The organism is Pseudomonas gingeri (assembly GCF_013386165.1).
GTDB lineage: Bacteria > Pseudomonadota > Gammaproteobacteria > Pseudomonadales > Pseudomonadaceae > Aquipseudomonas > Aquipseudomonas gingeri_C.
In genome coordinates, this window is record NZ_JACAOS010000033.1 from 131352 (window position 1) to 150255 (window position 18904).

17 protein-coding genes and 3 pseudogenes are annotated in these 18904 nt (G+C 57.0%); 14 read left to right on the top strand and 6 right to left on the bottom strand.

Annotated elements, in window-relative coordinates; genetic code table 11:
• Positions 1-7: 7 nt before the first annotated feature.
• The 4 genes and pseudogenes from HX866_RS33070 to HX866_RS33085 all read left to right on the top strand — a co-directional run.
• On the top strand, positions 8-1306 hold the full coding sequence (locus HX866_RS33070) for a cytochrome P450 (protein WP_177097154.1): 1299 nt from the start codon (positions 8-10) through the stop codon (positions 1304-1306).
• Complete coding sequence (locus HX866_RS33075; protein WP_177097156.1) at positions 1303-1851, top strand: NADPH-dependent FMN reductase; 549 nt, start codon at positions 1303-1305, stop codon at positions 1849-1851. Before HX866_RS33070 ends, HX866_RS33075 begins: the two co-directional genes overlap by 4 nt.
• A 52-nt stretch (positions 1852-1903) precedes the next feature.
• Complete coding sequence (locus tag HX866_RS33080; RefSeq protein WP_177141204.1) at positions 1904-3472, top strand: MFS transporter; 1569 nt, start codon at positions 1904-1906, stop codon at positions 3470-3472.
• Positions 3473-3681: 209 nt separating this feature from the next.
• Positions 3682-3894 (top strand): annotated as a pseudogene (locus tag HX866_RS33085) (phosphodiesterase); the annotation flags it as partial.
• A 241-nt stretch (positions 3895-4135) separates the two neighbouring features.
• On the opposite strand, the gene mobH reads toward HX866_RS33085, so the two are convergent.
• Entirely contained in the window at positions 4136-6010 is a 1875-nt protein-coding gene (gene mobH, locus HX866_RS33090) for a MobH family relaxase (protein WP_177141240.1), read from the bottom strand.
• A gap of 596 nt (positions 6011-6606) precedes the next feature.
• Here mobH and HX866_RS33095 point away from each other — a divergent pair.
• From HX866_RS33095 to HX866_RS33110, 4 genes are all read left to right on the top strand, one after another.
• On the top strand, positions 6607-7176 hold the full coding sequence (locus HX866_RS33095; RefSeq protein WP_177141205.1) for a DUF3577 domain-containing protein: 570 nt from the start codon (positions 6607-6609) through the stop codon (positions 7174-7176).
• Positions 7177-7271: 95 nt separating this feature from the next.
• Positions 7272-7766, top strand: a complete 495-nt coding sequence (radC, locus tag HX866_RS33100) for a RadC family protein (RefSeq protein ID WP_177141206.1) — start codon at positions 7272-7274, stop codon at positions 7764-7766.
• A 165-nt stretch (positions 7767-7931) separates the two neighbouring features.
• The gene (locus HX866_RS33105) at positions 7932-8234 is read left to right on the top strand and encodes a hypothetical protein (RefSeq protein ID WP_177141207.1); all 303 of its coding nucleotides are present in this window, start codon (positions 7932-7934) and stop codon (positions 8232-8234) included.
• A gap of 498 nt (positions 8235-8732) precedes the next feature.
• Positions 8733-9083 (top strand): hypothetical protein, encoded by a 351-nt coding sequence (locus tag HX866_RS33110; protein WP_177141208.1) that lies wholly within the window; start codon positions 8733-8735, stop codon positions 9081-9083.
• A gap of 223 nt (positions 9084-9306) precedes the next feature.
• Here the strand turns inward: HX866_RS33110 and HX866_RS33115 are convergent, their stop codons facing one another.
• Complete coding sequence (locus tag HX866_RS33115; RefSeq protein WP_177141209.1) at positions 9307-9501, bottom strand: DUF7740 domain-containing protein; 195 nt, start codon at positions 9499-9501, stop codon at positions 9307-9309.
• 704 nt (positions 9502-10205) lie between these two features.
• On the opposite strand from HX866_RS33115, the gene pilL2 reads away from it, so the two are divergent.
• The 5 genes from pilL2 (at position 10206) to HX866_RS33140 (ending at position 13370) form a co-directional block, all read left to right on the top strand.
• Entirely contained in the window at positions 10206-10679 is a 474-nt protein-coding gene (gene pilL2 / locus HX866_RS33120; protein ID WP_256345065.1) for a PFGI-1 class ICE element type IV pilus protein PilL2, read from the top strand.
• Positions 10676-11449: a hypothetical protein gene (locus HX866_RS33125; protein ID WP_177141211.1), complete on the top strand. Its 774-nt coding sequence runs from the start codon at positions 10676-10678 to the stop codon at positions 11447-11449. The genes pilL2 and HX866_RS33125 overlap by 4 nt, the downstream gene beginning before the upstream one ends.
• A 10-nt stretch (positions 11450-11459) precedes the next feature.
• Positions 11460-12191 (top strand): TIGR03759 family integrating conjugative element protein, encoded by a 732-nt coding sequence (locus tag HX866_RS33130; RefSeq protein WP_177141212.1) that lies wholly within the window; start codon positions 11460-11462, stop codon positions 12189-12191.
• Between the two features lie 116 nt (positions 12192-12307).
• On the top strand, positions 12308-12802 hold the full coding sequence (locus tag HX866_RS33135) for a lytic transglycosylase domain-containing protein (protein ID WP_177141213.1): 495 nt from the start codon (positions 12308-12310) through the stop codon (positions 12800-12802).
• Positions 12803-12809: 7 nt separating this feature from the next.
• On the top strand, positions 12810-13370 hold the full coding sequence (locus HX866_RS33140) for an integrating conjugative element protein (RefSeq protein WP_177141214.1): 561 nt from the start codon (positions 12810-12812) through the stop codon (positions 13368-13370).
• 345 nt (positions 13371-13715) lie between these two features.
• Here HX866_RS33140 and HX866_RS34550 read toward each other — a convergent pair whose 3' ends face one another.
• A complete protein-coding gene (locus HX866_RS34550) occupies positions 13716-14519 on the bottom strand; it encodes a hypothetical protein (RefSeq protein ID WP_256345061.1) in 804 nt (267 codons plus the stop codon).
• A gap of 522 nt (positions 14520-15041) precedes the next feature.
• Between HX866_RS34550 and HX866_RS33150 the strand changes: the two are divergent.
• Positions 15042-15193: pseudogene (locus tag HX866_RS33150) on the top strand (IS3 family transposase); the annotation flags it as partial.
• A 115-nt stretch (positions 15194-15308) separates the two neighbouring features.
• Here the strand turns inward: HX866_RS33150 and HX866_RS33155 are convergent.
• The 3 genes and pseudogenes from HX866_RS33155 to HX866_RS34555 all read right to left on the bottom strand — a co-directional run.
• On the bottom strand, positions 15309-16736 hold the full coding sequence (locus HX866_RS33155; RefSeq protein WP_177141215.1) for a UvrD-helicase domain-containing protein: 1428 nt from the start codon (positions 16734-16736) through the stop codon (positions 15309-15311).
• A complete protein-coding gene (locus HX866_RS33160; protein ID WP_177141216.1) occupies positions 16726-18453 on the bottom strand; it encodes an ATP-dependent nuclease in 1728 nt (575 codons plus the stop codon). The genes HX866_RS33155 and HX866_RS33160 overlap by 11 nt, the downstream gene beginning before the upstream one ends.
• A gap of 316 nt (positions 18454-18769) precedes the next feature.
• Positions 18770-18901, bottom strand: a pseudogene (locus HX866_RS34555) (IS3 family transposase); the annotation flags it as partial.
• Between the last annotated feature and the right edge of the window lie 3 nt (positions 18902-18904).

Here is an 18904-nt window from a genome sequence, read left to right on the forward strand (position 1 = left end):
GAACACCATGGAACCGACACTGCACGATATCCCGAGCCAGCGTACCTGTCCCTTTGATCCGCCCCCCGAGTACCGGCACCTGCGCGTCGAGCAGCCGATACTGAGGGTGAAAACACCCCGGGGCGACAGCACTTGGCTGGTGACGCGCTACAAAGATATTCGCTCAGTCCTGGCCGACAAGCGCTTCAGCTCGGACCCTCGTCGGCCGGGTTTCCCCTCCTACCTGACGGGCGATATCGCCCCTCCTCCCGGTTTTTTCCTGTTGATGGATGACGCCGACCACAAGCGGCTACGTGCCCTGATTGTTGGTGAATTCATCGGCCCTCAACTGGAAGCACTGAACCCGCTGATGCAGCGGGTAGTGGCCCGTAACATGGAAAAACTGCGCTCATTGAAGCCACCACAGGACCTGATTGCTACCTTTGCCCTGCCGATCGCCGCCCAGGTTATCTGCGAACTGCTCGGGGTCCCGTATGCCGACCATGGTTTTGTCCAGGAACGCACCGATACCATCCTCGACAGAAGCCGCTCCCCTGCGCAACAGGAAGCCGCAGTGGTCGAACTGATGGGCTATTTCGATCAGCAGGTGACCCTCAAGGAAAGTGCTCCCGGAAACGACTTGATCGGTCGGCTGATTCAAGACCCGGTGCGCTACAGCCAAGTCAGTCACGATGAACTGGTAGGCCTCGCGGCCCTGCTCCTACTCAGCGCCTACGACACGATGGCCCAGGTCATTGGCCTGGGGACCGTGGTCTTGCTGCAACAACCGGAACAGTTGAAGTGCTTCTTGGCGGAGCCGGCCCTGGCCGATAACTTCATTGACGAGATGGTCCGCTATCTCTCGGTCAACCATACCGGTCTCCCCCGGGTCGCCACCGCAGACGTCGAAATTGGCGGGCAGCTTATCCGAGCCGGAGAAGGTGTCGTGGTCATGCTCAACTCCGGTAATCGGGACGAACTGATCTACACACAACCCGACCAACTCGATATCCACCGAAAAGCCAGGAATCACCTGGGGTTTGGCCATGGACTGCATAAGTGCATCGGTGCCCATTTCGCCCGAGCCGAACTGAAAATCGTCTTTCGCAGCCTGTTCGGGGAGCTGCCCACCCTTGCCTTGACCTGCCCCATCGATACCCTGCCGTTTCGCCATGAAATGGTACTGTACGGCCTTAAGCAACTGCCGATCACCTGGACCGATGGCCCCAGCCAAGCCACCACTGAACACCTCCAGGAGACACCGAGCAAGCCCCTGCGAAACGAAGCAAGTCAAGCGGGCTGCCCTTACACGGGGAGCTCGCTATGATCCATGTCCTGGCATTGTCCGGAAGTTTGCGAGCCTCCTCGGTGAATACCGCTATGTTGCGCGCATGCGCCCGACTGGCCCCACCGGGCATGAACATCAGCCTGTTCGAGGCCATGGACCAGTTGCCCTTGTTCAATCCGGACAATGAAGGACATGAGACGTCGGCCGTGCTGTCCCTGCGTGAAGCCCTGAAAAATGCCGATGCCGTCATTATTGCCAGCCCTGAATACGCCCACGGCGTAACGGGTGTCATCAAGAACGCTCTGGACTGGATAGTGGGCAGTGGCGAACTGGAAGCCAAGCCCCTTGCACTGCTCAACAGCTCGAAACGCTCCGTCCATGCCCCCGCAGCGTTGAGGGAAACCTTGACCATCATGGGTGCGCACGTCCTGGACTCAGGCTCGCCGACGCTATCGCTTCCCAGCAATCAGGTGACCGAGGAACAGGCCTTGACCATGCCGGACGTCACCCAGGCACTGCAAGGCATGCTCTCAGCCCTGGCCCAAGCCATAGAAGCCAAGGCGCTCGAATGCGACGCCCACTGAGCCCCTCGGGGCCTTCTTCGATAATTTCTGGCTCAACCAAGAGATAACGACCATGAGTCTCTCTACACAAACACCGTCACACACCGGGCAATCAAGTCACGTCTTGCTTCTGGTGGCCATTCTGCTGGCAATTTTTGTCATCCCGACATCGATTTCCGGCACCGCCGTCGCTTTGCCCTATATCGCCCTGCAACTCAAGCCCGAGTTGACTCCCCTGCAATGGGTGGTGACCGCATTCAACTTGACTTTTGCCTGCTTCACCCTCGCCTGGGGCGCCGTAGCTGACATTATCGGGCGTAAAAGGGCCTTTACATTAGGTGCCCTGATCTATGGCGCGGGCGCTCTTATCAGCGCGACCGCGACCGACATCCTGGTCCTCGATTGCGCCCGAGCCATTGCCGGCATCGGCGCAGCGGCCATTTTCGCGGCGGGTAGCGCAATACTGGCAACGGAATTCGATGCCGCCGCTCGCCTGAAAGCCTTCGCTATGGCCGGTGCTGCCGTCGGGATCGGCGTGGGGATAGGCCCGACACTTTCGGGCATGCTGGTGGAGAACATAGGGTGGCGTGCGATTTTTTATGTGCATGCGGGCATCATTGCGATAGTGATCGCGGTGATTCCGTTACTGCGCCTGCAAGCACCCCACTTCAGCAACGCACGGATTGATTATCTCGGTATCGCGCTGTTTGTCGTGAGTGCATTGCTCCTCGTCACCGGCATCGTGCAAGGCTCCCAATGGGGCTGGAACAGTCAGGATACCCTCGGGTTGTTTGCCCTGTCCGTGGTTTCGTTTGCCGCCTTCATCCTTGTCGAGCGCTACCAGCGTCAGCCAATGCTGGATCTGTCGATCCTGCGCAACCGACAGTTCGTAGGTTGGTGCCTGGCCACCGTCACGCCGTCCTTCGGCTTTTTCACCTTGCTTACCTATCTACCCAGCTATTTGAGCTCCGTCGCGGGATACAGTGCCGGTACCACAGGTCTGGCAATGCTGCTGCTGGCCCTGCCATTGTTTATCTGCCCAGTGATATCAGCAAAGCTGGTAGAAGCTGGCACCAAGGCCAAAACCGTCTTGTTCGCCAGTCTGGGTATTCTGATCGTCGGTGATATCTGCCTTCTGTTCATCGGCACCGGCGCATCGCTCCTGGCATTTGCCGGCCCCATGCTGTTGATCGGTGCGGGAACTGGCCTGTGCGCCGGCTTGGCCGACGGCCAGGCACTCGGCAACGTGGCACCGGAAAAATCCGGCCTGGCAGCCGGTTTCCTGAACACGCTTCGCCTGGGCAGTGAAACCATCGCCATTGCATTTTACGGCTCCTTGCTGGCGACCAACCTGAATAAAGTCATGAGCACTGATTTACCAGATTTTGCGAAAGCACTGGATATCAAGCAACTGGCCAACACTGTTGCAGCTGGCAATCTAACGACGCCGCTGCAACTGGTCGATGCTGGCCATGCGGACCTATTCCGGACCTTCATGGACTCGAGCTACAACACCTCCTTCCACAGCGTCATGCTGGTGCTCATTGGCATCTGCTTCGTTCTGTCAATCGTGATTGTCAAACTACTCAGTCCCTCCGCAAGTACCAAGTCTCGCTTGGCCGCGGTGCCTGATCAAACCTAGAAGACGTGACGCATAGCTGTCAGGGCAGCGCGAGACAAATAATCGGGGTAATCGGCATATTGATTACTCCGAGACGTGCTGGTCGCTGACATAGGGCGAGTAGCCAAGCAGAACGCTCTCGATCTTGCCTAGTGCCTTCAGGAGCTTAGCTGTTTGGGCGATCGCTTTGACCCTACCGTTCCGAGGCACCGATCCTGCGTCACCCACTGTTTATCAACGGTTTGAGTTACGTCTGCCCCGGCACCTCGCACCAGATCGTACTCGACCTGCAGGACACCGCACCGGCGCACTTCAACCTCGAACCGACCGGGTACCTGCTGCACGCCTGGTATCCACAGCAAGGGCTAGGGCCCCATAACGGGGTCTTTGGCGAGTATCCGGGGCCTTATCCGTTTTATGACGTGAATGGCTTGATCGATTGAGCCGGGCTTGTAGGGTCACAACCTCAGGGTGCACCCGAGGGCGAACACCTGAGCTTAACGTAAGAAGCACGGACAGCGGCGCTAGCGCGGAATCTTGCGAAAAGCCTCAAGTAACTGATCGGCATCGATGTTGCGTTGTTCGGGGTCGGAGCTCAACGCCTAGGTGGCTCGGCAGTTGCGCAGAGGAGCCACCAGAACGACTTGACCCAGGCCAGCCCTTATTGAGCGAAGACCTCTATTTTTAGGGTGAGTCCTTCAGCGTCAGGTAGGGATTGTCATAGGGCTTCTCGGTAAAAATCAGACCCGGGTCCTTGAGCAGGTAGCCCTTGATGTCGCGCGTTTTACGCGGGCCTTTGATTTCACAGACCCAGATGTTCAGGCCCTCTTCGCTTTTGTGGTGCAGGCCCAGTTTTTCAAAACAGCGTTGAACCCAACGCCAGTCGCTGGTCCCCTGCTCCTTGGCCAGGCGTGCCGTTTCGGGGTGTTCCTGGGCATAGCGCTGAAAGATCTTCGGGGTGATCAAAAAAGCCGTCTCAGCGACGCTGTGAACCGGTGCATGGGCGTCGTTGATGATGATCGTGTGCCCGACGATACCTCGGCGAAGCCAGGTCATGAAGGCTTCGCCCAGGTCCTTTGCTTTCGCGTCCGGGCTTGGCAAACGGACTGGCGATGCAGGTTTGCGCGGGGCAGACGGTTTGGGAACAGGCGGTGGTTTGACTTCGGCCGCTGCCGGGGAGTCGATCTCGTCGCGGGGCATGTCCGAAGAGCCGTCCTCGTCCAGCAGTTGGCACCACTGCGGCGGTTCGTCATATTCCTGAATCTGTTCATCCCTATCGTCGGAAGGTATCCCCTCCCAGTGGAAAGCCGCCTGGGCAGGCTCTTGGGTCAAGTCCGGCCCAATGCCCCACGGGGTAGACCGCTCGGACGCAGCAGGGTCCACGCCGAGGGTTTCAGTGTTTGGCACTACGGGCTCGGGGGTCACTTCCACGGTGATCGAACCGCTGAACACAGACGGTCGCTTGCCCTCCTCCCAGAGCAAGGCCGGCGAAACCTTGAAGAACGTGAGGGTCTTTTTCCATTTGCCGTTCTGTACCGTCGCGGTCCAGATTGCTTTGCCGTCCACGTTGAGCTGAATGATCGCGTTGTCCTGCAGCACGTTGAACAGTGTGGTGTTTGAGGACGGAACGCCTTCCGCGCCTTGGGACAGCAGGTGGGCACGCAACTTGTCTGCCACCGTTTTGCTGACCAGCCATAAGCCGTCATCGGTGAGCCAACCGTCTGAAGCGCGCGGTTGATTGAGCTTGAGCTGCTCGTTGACAAGAAAGCGCAGGCCCTCGATCAACCGGCGCTGCAAAGAGCTCTTGGGCGCGGCCAGGGCTCGCACAGGATTACCCCCCAACTCCTGCGCCACCGAAGCCTGATCGGCTTGGCTGACCAGTTCACCCAGGGTGCCGGCATGTTCATATTGCCCGGCCAGCACATAGATCAGGGCGCTCCAGGGTTCGGGGTAGGTGCTCAGCCAGTCAAGAATGGACGCGGGCAGCACTTGCATGCAGAGCAAGCCAGTCGCGGCGCTGTGGAGTTTGTAGGGTCGCCCTTTGCGGTACTTGAAGCGATACGCGCGCTGAATCGGCCCCTGCCAGGGATGCCACACCGATCCATCGTCCAGATGCACGTCCACATCGACCGCAATTTTCCCAAGGTCATGCAACAGCGCCGCGTACGCGATGGTGGCGGTCCAGGCCTCGGTTTGTGCGGCTTGGGTTTCCGGGGTGGCCCCTATGGGCAGCAGGTGCGACTGCCGAATCTTCAAGGCATAGACCACGATCTCCAAGCCATGATCAAGCATCCCACCGGGGTAAGCGTGGTGGTGGTTTTCGGAGGCCGGCAGTTGCTGAACCAGTTCGGCGTAGCGTTCGATGGGGTGTCGGTAGAGGTCGGCAAACTGCTGGCGTGACAACGAAGTGCGCTGCCAGATGTGCTCCAGCAGTTTTTGTCGGCGCGGGGTCGACAGCAGCTCGGTCGCCGTCTGAGGGACCAGGTGGTCAGCCGGCGGAGCAGGTTTGTGGGCGGGCGCGGGATCCGCCGCCTTTTTCAGTTTGAATCGCCAGAACATGCGGCATGCCATTCCTAAACGGTGTGGGAGAGCCTTTTGGCTGTTCATTTCACGGACGAGCCATTTGCGGGTAGGCCCTTTGCCCTTCGTTTTGCTTCCCTTGGTCCCTTCCGTTTCGTGGCTCCTTTTTGACCTTTTTGCGCGTGGGATGCCAGGGGAAAACTGGACTGGCCCCATTACATTTATGGCGCAACGCTGGGGTGGGGTTTTGTTCGTCTACAAGACAATAAGCTCGGACTGGAATTGAGGCTCAGGCAGTGGACCAGAACAACATGATCCTTTCTGAGCGCTGACGCCCACGTCGAAATATCCGACAGGCCCTATCTGAAAGGGAGACTAGACCGACAGAGGCTCTTTTCTCATGCTGAGGGGGTGTCCTGCCGACGTTGTCGGCAACATGCCCAGGTAGCTCGGATCTAAAAAGCTACGACGCGATGCTCGTGTTGATCACCACCGGACCGCTCTCGCATTCATCACTGCGGTCAGTCGTCAGTACCTTTGACGATCGAATGCCTACTGCACCTAAACCCAACGGGGAATCACTTTCCCCTGGGGATGAGTGTTTCCCCATTTTTCTGTTGAAATTGGAGACACTCATGACCGATCAAACTCAACCTGCTGCCGAAGAGAAAAAGTACTTCAACCTGTACCTTCATGGCATCGGCTACCTCAACAGCGTCAGAACGCTTACGCGTCATAGGCAGTCGTACCTGAAGGTTTCTGTTGCCGTACTCCAGGGCCCGGCAGACAGCACCGATTACACCTACATCGACTGCACGGTGGTCGGTATTGAAGCGAAGCAGCTCATCAGCCATTGCGCACAAGAGATCAACAGTTCACGCGAAACCGTCTTGGCGTGCTTCACGCTCAGCGACCTTTGGGTCAGTCCCTACATCCATCAGAAAGGTGAGCGACGAAGTCAGCCGGGGGCAGGACTGACTAGCAACTTGCTCTCTCTTTCCATGCTCAGAATCAACGGTGAAACGGTGTACGCCGCACCGCCCAAGGAGCCAGCCTCAGACGTCGATTCGGCGGTTACAACGGATCTAGCCGATGTGCCGGATATCACCGATGAGCCAGTGACGGCTGATAACTCGGAGGGCACCGGTAGCGGCGATCCAATCGACGCCCTGGAAGACCCAGCGGTCGCGCACGACGCGGCCTGATCCATCACTTATCCAGGCGCCCTGACCGGCGCCTTCTTTCACCTTAGGGGGCATGGGGTACCGTGCCTCCATGACTGAATACAGAGGCTGACGCCATGAGTTCTAACCTTGCCTTGAATGACAGACAGGCCCCAGAAACTCAAAGCAGTGCCGAGGAAGATCTGTTGATCGAAAAAGCCATGCAAATTCTGGATCGCCGGCTATTCACTCGGGGCCCCGAGCTTCAGGACCCGCCAAAGGTCAGCGATTTCCTCAAGCTAAAATTGGCGGGGATGGACCGTGAGGTCTTTTGCGTTATTTATCTAGACATCAAGCATCGCGCCCTCGCGTTTGAAATGATGTTTCACGGAGACATTGCTCAAACCAGTGTTTACCCCCGACAGGTACTCAAACGTGCAATCGCCCATAACGCCTCAGCGATCATCGTGGCTCACAATCATCCTTCGGGATGCCCCACACCCAGCAATGCTGATCGTGAATTGACCCAACGACTGCGTGAAGCCCTGGCGCTCATTGACGTGAAGTTGTTGGATCACTTCATCGTCGGCGCCGGCGAACCCCTCTCCATGGCCCTCCACGGCCTGATGTAACCCTTATCAAGGCGCCCTCCCCGGGCGCCCACTTTTGTGGTTTCACTTTTCCCGTGGTCCTGGCCAGGCCGGCCCCGTGGCAGGACGGCTGCCCGTCATTACGCGGTTTTTTGCCCGCGCTTTCACCTGAAGGGAAGTGATCAGTCCCAACATTTGGAGAATTCGATGCCCATACCTCACCCCTCTCATTTTTTGGATGAGCTGGATGTCCGAGTCAGCTTTGAAAAGGCGCGTATTTCGAATGACCTCGACCTGGAGTCGGAAGCTCGCTTTGAAGCTGAACGCCTTGGAATGATGGCCTTTGTCGAAGATTTGCCCCGTCGTGCCATTCCCCTATTGCTCGGTTCAGTCAGGGAGCTGAGAAAGTCCTGGATCGGCGGCTGGGATAACGCGCTGGAAATGAACGAAATGAATGCCTGTCCGTTTTGCCAGGATGGAACAGGGAACCCTTGCTCTGTTCATGATTGATACGGTTAATGCTCACTCGCCGCCCTGAGGCGATTGAGGCCGCCCCTCCCTCACACTCAGCCCGGCCTTGTCGGGCTTTTTCGTCCAAGGATAAGCCTCTGGGGGTCATTGAGAACCGGCGGTGCGCCGAAATGAGCGCGAGCGTAGGATCGTTCTGACATGAATCGGCCAAGTGCCTTATTCGCCCCTCCCTTCATGCACCTACAGGCATCAAGTCAGCTTTGGGCCGACCAAATAGTAGGAAATGCCTGACTACCTCAACCAACGGAATTGATCGACCATTTTCACGGGGTCGCTGTCGAGGACAGCCCCTCGTCAGGTGGTCATGATCTACAAGGCCACGACGTACAGGAGTGCGTTGATCAGTGCGGTACGCCGGGCATTCATAAGCGGGGACAGTCATCGGCACCCCAGCCGACTGAATACCCGATTTTCACACTGACGCGGGCTTGCCGTCAGGCAGTGCCTCCGGACAAATGATCGATTGCAGGAGATACGATGAAGTCCTCAAAACACCTGAAAAATGCGCTCAAATCGACTGGTTGTATTGAAGAAAAACTCAAGACGGCGGTGGCTGCTTGGAAGACCGACATTGGCCGTTTTGCTTCAAGCTATGAGTTGAAAGAGGTCGATTACGAATTAAGGTCGACCCTCAGGCAGCGAGAACACCAGCTTCATTCGTCCATCATTTCTCAGGGCCATGAATTAACCTGTTTGCTCATAGACCTAAAGTCCGAATTGGATATGATCAAATTCAACAAGAATCTGCGGAACACTATTCTATTACAGTGCGTCGTTCCTATTATCATCATGGTGCCTATCCTTGCATGGATAGATTCAGTCAAATAGGCCACAGCTCACTCAACGTGCTCTAAGGTAGGCTGGCGATTGTCGCTCACCTCTATTGCTCGGCACAGCCTGCGTGCTGATTCGCAATCACTCATCCCATACGGGGGCACACCTCCGTACGGGCACATGTCCACTTCGCCCTGGGCATTCAGGGCTAAGCCGCCGCTACAGAAGTGCAAAAGAAGGTCCCGGGCCTCACATATGCAGAGAGCGTTTTGCCGTGTTAGTCGTCGAGGCTTTCCGCCAGAACGGCTATCAGGTCCATCGGGCTGCGGCTGTTGATCACGTTGTAGATCAGGTCGCGCTTGGACCGTGGCAGCTTCTTCACGCAGCTCTTGGCCGATGCCCTCACCGCTTCATCAGTACCATGAATGCGTGCGGCCAAGAGCAGCACAAGAACGACATCGGAAAGATTCATAGCGGGGTCCAAAACAGAGAGCTGGGAGTGTAGCGGCTCTTGGGCAATCGTAAATCCCCAACAACACATCGAATGGGCATTCACGCACCGTTGGCATCGACTAACCAGGCGCGTCTTTCAAGGTACATTTTTTGATCGGGTAGCGGCGGTCTAGTTGCGAGCGTTGCAAAGTAGACTCACACCACCTAGGTAGTCAGGTAGGACGTCACGGTGTCTTCAAGCATGTCCACCAGTTCAAGGTCCACGTACTGGAAGTCATCGGGAATATCCAGAAAGTGAAGCCGCTTGTGTTCAAGCAGGCGGGCGTAATCCCACGGAAAGCAGAAATGCCCCTGTCGCCACCGACAGTTTTGGATTCAGGGGGCGTAAACCGCTCCTGGTGCCGTCATACGGCTGAAGCCCAGCGGAAGAGTCGTCCTGGCATCAGCCCACCCGAGGCATGTTCCTGCAATCAGGGAGGGGCGCTTTTCTCGAAATAGATCTGACCTGATCCAGTTTGTTTAGGGCGTCCTCCTCGCGGATTTGACACCGTGTCCTCACACCCTCGTGAGGACACATGGATGTTTTGCTCTCGTACGCTCCCTTTGGCCGCCGCTCCGGCGGCAATAACACTCGTATTCTCGTTGGCGGTGATCACGCTGTCAGGCTGCGTGTCGTCGTTGAACAGGGATGATCCGCCCGCGTTGATGGCGTCCCCTTCTACGATGCCTTTGGTTTCGGAACGGCAGCGACTGGTCTTGCGGCCAGAGCCCTCTGCTCCGGTGCGGTATGGGCGCTACACCCTTGCCAACACCGCCCCCCGGGCTGAGCAGTTGGATCTGCTGAGCCAGGTGATCGATCTCCGAATGCCCGAAACGCTGAACCCAACCGTCCAGGAAGCCATGACGTATGCCCTTCGCCGGTCGGGTTATCGATTGTGTCCTGGGACCGGTAGCGGTGCAGAGGATGTGCAGAGGCTGTATGCCCATCCGCTGCCGGCGTCGCAGTACCACCTGGGACCTATCACCTTGCACAACGCGATGCGGGTTCTGGCGGGGCCGGCCTGGCGCGTTGAGGTTGACGAGAAGGCGCGCCAGATCTGCTTTGTGGCACGGGATCGCGTTTCGGCGCACGGGTCTGGAGGGGTTGCCTCTGGGGCGCTCACTTCACCTGCGGCCTTGCCGCCAGGAGGTGAATGATGAAGCGCCTCGGCCCCTTGCCACACTCGCTTAAAAGCGGAACGGTTGTGCTGCTGGCTGCGGGTGCGCTGTACCTGGGAGGCAAGCTTTCGACGATCGCCACAGTGGCAGAATCGCTGCCCACCTTGGCCACCCTGGAGAACATGCAACATCAGTTCGATGAGGTGCGTGCCGAATGGCGTGACAGGCAGCAGGACTATGCGAAGGCGGATGACGTTCGGGTCATTGAACAGGCGATCCTTCAGCGTCTGGATGCGCTTGAGGTGGCTGGGCCTGTAGGGGGTGTTGCGTCGTTGCAGGACCTGACCGCACTGGCCGCTCGACTGGAAAGCACCGAGGGCCTGCTGCAGGTGCTCAAGAGCCGTGTGGACAGCAGCCCGCCCCTCCCTTCATCACCAGCACCCACGCCAGGCGCTGACGCTTTGTCCGCAGCCGCCTCGGCACCAGATGCCTCGGCTACTTCGGGCGCTGAATCCGCCTCGTCACCGCCCTCAGAACCCGTTGTGAAAAAGCGGCGACCTGCACGAACGGCCTCTGGTTCACCCGTGCCGGTGAAATCGGCACGTCTGCCTTTCATCCTCCTGGGCATGGAATCCCGTGGCGGAGAGTCATTTCTGGCGGTGGCGCCAATGGGCTTTAGCCAGCTGGGCGATATTCAGTTGCTGAGGCCTGAGTCCGTCTTTCTCGGCTGGCGGTTGCGGTCACTGGGGCCCGGAAAGGCTCACTTTGTCCGCCCCAATGGCACGTCTCTAATCGCTTCCTTTGGATGAAGGCCGCCTCATGAAAGCATCCTATTTTCTGGTGTGGGGCAGCCTCGGTGTGCTGTGGCAACCCCTGGTGCTGGCGGAGTCCGTGGGCGTCGTTCAATCGGAAGTCGAGAGCAGTCCGATACGTGAACAGCGGCTGTTGCCGCTGGACCGAAACCTGGCCGCCGAGTGGGGGCTCAGGCAGCAAGAGTGGGCCCGCTACCGTCATCTGATGGAGGGGCCACTGGGGCTCTACTCACCCAACCTCGATCCGCTGACGGCGCTGGGGATTGAGGCGCGCGACCAGGATGAACAACGACGTTATGCCGAGATGCAGGTCCGGGCGGAATACACCCGTGTGCAGAAGCTGCTCGCTTATCAGAATGCCTATGACGAAGCGGCCAAGCGGTTGTACCCAGGCTTGCTGCCTGTTGATCTGATTGGTGCCGGCAGCGAGCCACAGGCGTCTCCCGTCACGGCGTCGGGGCGGTTGTCGGTGTTTGTCACCACCGACTGCAAAGGCTGTGTTGAGCGGATCAGTCAGCTTCAGAGCGACGGCCAGGGCTTTGACCTGTACCTGGTCGGGAGTCGGAGCAATGACGACCTCATTCGGGGGTGGGCCAGCCAGGTGGGCATTGAGTCCTCCAAGGTTCGTAGTCGCGAAATCACCCTGAACCACGATGCCGGGCGCTGGACAGCGCTCGGCGACAGTGGGGCCTTCCCGGCGGTCATGCGCCAGGTGAACGGCCAATGGCAACGGCAATGAACCCGAGGCGTAAGTTTCGACCTCGGGATCGGTACCGGCCCGGGGCACCGCTGGTTCGGTTTCGACAGTGTGTTTGCCGGTATCTGGTCGGTGTGGGCAGTGGATGCCTGGTGGCGATGAAGGTCGTTGCCAGCGACACACCGCCGCCCGCGTATCAACTGGCCGCCCATGGCACGGGGGTGCCTTCACAGGTGCTGTATGCGCTGGCCCTGCAAGAGAGCGGTACGTTATTGCGCGGTGAACGGATTCCCTGGCCTTGGACACTGAACGTTGCCGGTAAGGCCTATCGCTTTGCGGATCGGTCAGCAGCGTGCAGTGCATTGCTGCAAGCCATACAGGACGAAGGGGCCAAACGGGTGGACGCCGGTCTTGGGCAAGTCAACCTGGGCTGGAATGGCCATCACTTTGCGCAACCGTGTGATGCCCTGGACCCCTACCGCAATTTGAAGGTGGTGACCGCCCTGCTCTTCGAGCACAAATCACCGGGAGTCGACTGGGTCACTGCCGCAGGTCGCTATCACCGGCCGGCGGGGGGTGTCCCTGCTGCGCGCTTTCGACAAGCTTTTTCCAGCCACCTCAATCGAATCACTCGCACTCACTTCAAGGATTGAAGACATCATGAGTATCGCTACCGTTTTACTTGCTTCCCATACACCCCGTGCTTCGTTTGCCTCGGTTGCGCTGACCACACTGACACTCTGTTTTTGTTCCATAGCCAGAGCGGAGCTGATCGTTGTTGAGGACCGTGGGGGCAGCTCTGCCCTCGCCTATTATCGATCCCTCAACCTGTTGCCGGATGAGCAGCCGGCCCGGGCCATGACCTTACCGCCGGTGCGTATCAAGGCGTACAGCGAAGCGGATATGTTGCCGGTAAAGTCTGAGCAGCTCAGTCCAGGAAAGCTCTCCAATCGTGTGAACAACGCACCCGGGTTACGGCCAGTGTTTCTGGTGGGTGATGATGAGCTTTCGCGGCGTTGGCTGGTGGCCCGTGCGCAGGTGCTGCATGAGATGAAGGCCATTGGGTTAGTGGTCAATGTGCAGCGGATGCAGGCGCTGGATGAGTTGCGCCAACTGGGCGCTGGACTGGAGATGGTGCCGGCTGCCGCGGATGACCTGGCGCAGAGGTTGGGCATACGTCACTACCCCGCGCTGGTGACGGCTACAGCCATTGAGCAATAAAATGCGCCTGGATTGAAGCGCCCGCGACTATCATTTACAACGGGAAGCGAACTAGACCATCACTGGCTCCAAGCCTCGGAAACCAAGCGACTCTTGCTCGTCGTCGGTGGATGCTAAAAGAGAATTGGGTTATCCCATTCCATCGTTCGATGGCTTCATGACTTAATTACTTCAGCAACAATCTCCCTAGGATTTTAGCAATGCCTTCCGGAAGCTTTTGACTGAACTTGACACACTGCCTGCAGTCAAACGTCTTCAATACATCACTTACTACTTCGATGAAAGGAAGTAGCTCGTAAATTTTGATCTGCAAGAAAAGAGCCGGTGACCTCCAGCTCTCGAAAGCTATGACTTTTCTAACAACGTACGCAGCTCGCCTTTCCACGGAGCACTATATCGCGCGTCAAACACCACAGCGCGAGCACCCGATACGTTAGGGGCCAATATCGTAATTAAATCTGCGACATGAATGGCTTCAGTCATGTCTTCTACTAAATCCGACAGATAAAGACCTCCTTTATCGCGCAACTCATGCCAGTGGGAAAGACCACAACCCATATATAGATAGGCCCCGGCACTTACAGCGGCATTTCTCAGGTCTGCCATAATTGACGCGCCATCAGTTAAACCACGCAGCATATGGTAATTCTCTAGAACTATTGTCGCTCCTGACTTTGTAGCTCCGATTAACTCAACCAGATCCGTAACAGAAAGTGATATAGTGATCATTTTAAATCGAGGATCCTCTACAAAACCTTTGTCACCACTGCTTTGATCAAGAAGATTAACTCCAGAAGTTATACGAGGCCAGTTATCATCACTAATACTCGCCGCATCCAAATCCTTAAAATCCACCTTGCTCATGCCCGCAAGCATTTGTCGCACGAACACTTGAGCCCCGTGATTCGGGATTAACAAGAGGGACTCATCAGGATTATTTCGATTTAAATGAGGAATCTTGCGATTAGCTATTCTCGCCAGAAGCTCCCTTCGCAAAGCGCTCGTACGGGAAGCAATAATTGCCACCCCAGGAAGCTCAAGTACTGGGTCTTCAACAAATGCATGGCGCCTAGATGGTTGCTCATTGAACAAATCATCAAGGCGATCAATTTCAATCGTCAGAATGTTATCGAAACCTACGGCGCTCACATCTACCCTCAGCAATTTTTCTCCGTCGAATTTGGCAGGATAGCCGACTGATAATTTTCGATCAACCTTTTAGATTTAGAATTTCTAGCGATCGAGAAACGCAAAACCCGACTATGTAAGCGAGTCAAACTTATCTCTTGGCTTCAGCCCATTACCTACGTACCGGGCGAAATCGACTTGGATGATTTTTCGTTTCTTAGATGGGAGTTTTTCAGATTTCCCAGAGCTAAAACGTGTGCAGCCTATCCTGTCTTGCGGTCCTGATGACCTTCAACAAGCTATTTCCCCGACGATTATCAGACAGTTTCAACTTGTCAGGCAGCCCTTCCAAGCCCAGAAACCGCCTCACAGTCGTAGGTGAGACTGATCATCTACGGCCGGAAAGCACAGCCCATCGCGCAGATTCTGCCTCGATGACAGGCACCGATACAGAATGATTTCGCCAGACTCAGGAATACACAATGCTGTAGTGGTCTAATGAAACCGGACACCCATTTAGGCGAGAATACCCGCCAGATCGAGATGCTGTTTCACTCCGATCCCGGATCCCAATACGCCAGTCGCCAATTTCACCAACGATTGTGGCGCTACCGCATGCGCCAGAGCATGAGCCGCCGAGGAAACTGTGGGATAACGCGCCAATGGAACGGGTATTTCGCAGTTTGAAAGCAGACGGATACCGACCACGAGTTACATGACCGGGCAGCAAACTCCGCAGGATATCAGCCAGTACCTGATGCATCATTACAACTAGGTGTTCAGCCAATCACGCCCTGATCACGAAACGACTCAACCGTTTCGCAGCGGCGTAAGTATGGACGTAGGAGAGCACACTACAACTTGCCTTGCGCCACGTGTCAGGGCGACATAAAGGTTTTGAGCTGTCATCGACTCAGGATACAGAATCACCGAGACGTCCGCCTCCAGGCCTTTGAGAAGTAACGTGCTGCCGACCGAACGCCGTGCAATCGGTCGGCCGAGATGTCGATTACGCTCGCGAGCTTGAATGGCCGCAGTCAGAAAGTCGGATGCCCCTCCTGCCACTGCTTGCATGGCAGTGCGGCAGCAGTGTAAGACTTCTTGTCGGAACACGCGCGAGCCAGGCTGGTCAGCGAGGACATTGAGCAAACGATGCGCTTGCGCTAGCGTTGGCTCCGCGAGAAACGCAACAGCCTCAGCCTCGGCCGGAGTTGGAGGCGTTCGAGCCCGCCCGCCGTGCAGAGACTCAACACGCGCTCTTAGGTTTGCGGCACCAACCCCAGTCATCACGCGTGAGGCGAAGTCGACAAGCTGCCTCAGGGGATTGACGCCCTGCAGGTCGAACTGCCTTGCGAAGTTAACTAGATCTCGTAGGTCGACAGCTTCTACAGCCATGGCTCCTGGTGTCTGGCTCGCTAACTGATGACGGCCTTGCACGTTGATGGCGTCCCCGATGATGAGGACGCTGCCCTGAGCGTTAGGTGCCACAGTTCTCGCGGCCACTAGGCGCTGCTGGACTTCAGTTCCGGCGCTCAACTGAACCCAGCGTACTTCTCTCGGAGCCGTGCGCAGATCCACCGACTGGCCGGCCTGAAGTTGTTGCCGGATGGCGAGCAACCACTGCCCAAGGTCTTCAGCTCCAGCCAGTATCCAGCGCCACGGCGTCCTCAGTTCACCCGCCGCCGGAAATTGGAGCTGAACTTCGTTTACCCAATGTACGAGTTGATTCCCGCGGAAACCGAAGATGGCCTGCATCGGGTCGCCGAACACGCAGGTCGGAAGTACTTGAGACAAACTCGACACAATGGCGTGCTGGACGATGTTGCAGTCTTGGTACTCGTCAACAAGTAACCGAGTATAGGTGGCACAGAGAGGCTGAGTGAGATGCCCTGAGTGCAGAAGCCGCCTAGCAGCCTCCCGAATCGCAGGGTAGTCAGTGTTGGGCTGGTTGAGCTCCAAGATTTGAGGGTTGTGGCCGCTTCGCACCGGGAACTTGGCTATAAGGCGCATCGAGAATCCGTCGATGGTGGAGACCCGATACGCGGAACTAGGGACGCCTGCACGCCTCAGGCGTGCGCGCAAAGCCGCAACGCCTGCGTTCGTGTGAGTTAGTACGAGGATGGGCTTGGTCTCCGTGTGCGCGATGAGTGTCTCAGTAATCAGCTGCGTCTTCCCACAACCTGCGGGGGCTGTTATGGAGCCACGCTCAATGGCGAAAATGTCGATTTCAAGAGGCACTTGTAAACGCCCAAAGCTGGTTCGTGACGGCGATAAAGCCCGCATCTGCACTCTGCAAAGACGGGCCAACGATGTCCTTCGCGACTTCCTGATAGGTTGTCAATGACTTGAACCACCCGCTGTTGCGGATACGGGATGCGGTGCCCAGCAGCTCTCGCTTCGTGGGTGAGTAGCCATCCGCAAGTCGTTCAATCTGGATGTTGTCCAGCGTCACTCGTCCCTGGGACCTCGTCTGGATATGTTCGTTCATCAGTTCCGCACCCACTCTTGCTTCGGCTTTCGCCAGAAGGGCATCAAGTGCTTGGTCACTGAGATGACGGAAGATCTCATCCTCCAAAGTTAGGCCCGGACGCCATGTAAGAACTTGCCCGCCTGCGCCCAAAAATGCTTCCGCGAGTCCTACGGTCGCAGGTTTGTCGGCGTCCACAAAAACCAGAACCCGATAACCTAGGTTTAGAAGTGCGGTTCCTCGGATAAGGCTGTTATCGGGACTTCCGCCTCCAGCGTTCACATAAGCACCTCCATGTGCCAGAAAAGAGGTGGCCCCAAGGCTGCCCCACCATTGGTCAAGGCCGCGCGCAAAACCAACCTCACTTGCCCCCTCGCAGACGATAATGGATTTAGCGAGAAACGCCTCCGGGTCGGTCCGAAGAGTGCTCTGTATTTCGTTGGCTCCTCCAGTAGTCATAACGCTATGACGTTCAGCCCCCAATCGAACAACAAATAGCTGGCAACCGGACAGCTCGCGAAGCGCTACCGGCGAGTGCGTCGTCATGAAGACCTGCAGCGGAGCAGCGGCGTCCTTGGCGCCTAGGGAGTCGAGGAACCGCATCAGCCGATGAGGTTCAAGTCCATATTCCACCTCATCGACTAGAGCAATAAGCGCGGTACTGGCCGCAGCCCTTTGAAGTCCAGCCACTAGCAGGCGTGACGAACCGGTACCCAGGGATCGGAGCGGAATGCCTGTTTCGCTGTGCAGCGCGATGGCCCCTTCGCCAATCGATACAGAATGTGCGTCAAGGAGTGCCTGCGGCATCGCCCCGACCGAAACGCCAAGCTGCTGCGCTGTCTGCTGCACGACTTCAAGCGTCTGGCTTAGATGTACGGCCGCTTGATTCCCAAAATTGGCTCTTGCCTGCCTAGCGGTGCGCGCGAGCTCGGCGCCAAGTTCCGCGCGTTCATCGGTAAGGCGATTGAGCACCGAGCCACGACTCCACGACAGGTTCGAACTTGCAAAACTACCAATGCGGGCGGGGGCTAATGCCGCTCGCTCTTTCCATGGAAGGCTGCGCTCAAGCTGCTGCTGTTCAGCGCGCTCAGAGAAAAGCGTCCAAGAAGGCTCCAAATCGGCACCGACTTGCAGAAGCAATGTAATGACAGTCTCAAGACCAACACGTGGTTCATCTTCGACCGCCCCTGTTTCGGGATTAAATCCACGCAAGAACTCGCCGTACAGGTCGATGTCCATCAAGGATGCAGGGAGATCACCAAGCGTCACGCTAATAGTGATAGGCACTTCAACGTTCAGAGCGAAGAAGTCCATATCCCCGAATGAGCTGCTTCGGCGAGCGCCAAGGCAGAGATCAATAGCGTCGAGGATGGTGGACTTTCCACTGTCGCCAGGGCCGATGAGGCAATTAATGCCGGGGGAAGGCATCCAATCCAGTGCCTGGATAGACCTGAAGTTGCTAATTTTCAGTCGGCGAATACGTGCCATGGAGACTCCTCAAGGGTTACCAGCAGTCATCGTTCTAGCAACGGAAGCGAGAGTCGATAGTATCGCCGCCTCTTCATCAAGGTACGGTACTTCTATCAATTGGTAACTGCTTTTTTAACCACAACTGCCATTCCGGTCAGGATTTTGCGAGTCCTCTGCAGCCGTTTTTGACGACTGCCTTGAATGGTGCTCTACAACCTGCCTGATCAGTGGTCCTTAAAAGAGCTTGAGACTGCCGCAACAGCCAAAGTTTTTTCAACTGGTCTTTCCCCGGTAACAAGGGTGGGTGTGCAATCCATTTTCGCGATCAGGCTACCTCTACGACCTCTTTGAGGATTTCCGTGTGCATCGTTTTTTTGCCCAATATTCGTTGCAGTTCACGAATCTGCTTGAGCGCATTACTCAGCTCGGAGGCAGGCACCACGGCCTCACCATCACTTACCACCGACTC

Coding starts and splice junctions, on each gene's coding strand:
- HX866_RS33070 (WP_177097154.1), top strand. CDS start 8: ATGGAACCGACACTGCACGATATCCCGAGCCAGCGTACCTGTCCCTTT.
- HX866_RS33075 (WP_177097156.1), top strand. CDS start 1,303: ATGATCCATGTCCTGGCATTGTCCGGAAGTTTGCGAGCCTCCTCGGTG.
- HX866_RS33080 (WP_177141204.1), top strand. CDS start 1,904: ATGAGTCTCTCTACACAAACACCGTCACACACCGGGCAATCAAGTCAC.
- mobH (WP_177141240.1), bottom strand. CDS start 6,010: ATGTTCTGGCGATTCAAACTGAAAAAGGCGGCGGATCCCGCGCCCGCC.
- HX866_RS33095 (WP_177141205.1), top strand. CDS start 6,607: ATGACCGATCAAACTCAACCTGCTGCCGAAGAGAAAAAGTACTTCAAC.
- radC (WP_177141206.1), top strand. CDS start 7,272: ATGAGTTCTAACCTTGCCTTGAATGACAGACAGGCCCCAGAAACTCAA.
- HX866_RS33105 (WP_177141207.1), top strand. CDS start 7,932: ATGCCCATACCTCACCCCTCTCATTTTTTGGATGAGCTGGATGTCCGA.
- HX866_RS33110 (WP_177141208.1), top strand. CDS start 8,733: ATGAAGTCCTCAAAACACCTGAAAAATGCGCTCAAATCGACTGGTTGT.
- HX866_RS33115 (WP_177141209.1), bottom strand. CDS start 9,501: ATGAATCTTTCCGATGTCGTTCTTGTGCTGCTCTTGGCCGCACGCATT.
- pilL2 (WP_256345065.1), top strand. CDS start 10,206: ATGCCTTTGGTTTCGGAACGGCAGCGACTGGTCTTGCGGCCAGAGCCC.
- HX866_RS33125 (WP_177141211.1), top strand. CDS start 10,676: ATGATGAAGCGCCTCGGCCCCTTGCCACACTCGCTTAAAAGCGGAACG.
- HX866_RS33130 (WP_177141212.1), top strand. CDS start 11,460: ATGAAAGCATCCTATTTTCTGGTGTGGGGCAGCCTCGGTGTGCTGTGG.
- HX866_RS33135 (WP_177141213.1), top strand. CDS start 12,308: ATGAAGGTCGTTGCCAGCGACACACCGCCGCCCGCGTATCAACTGGCC.
- HX866_RS33140 (WP_177141214.1), top strand. CDS start 12,810: ATGAGTATCGCTACCGTTTTACTTGCTTCCCATACACCCCGTGCTTCG.
- HX866_RS33160 (WP_177141216.1), bottom strand. CDS start 18,453: ATGGCACGTATTCGCCGACTGAAAATTAGCAACTTCAGGTCTATCCAG.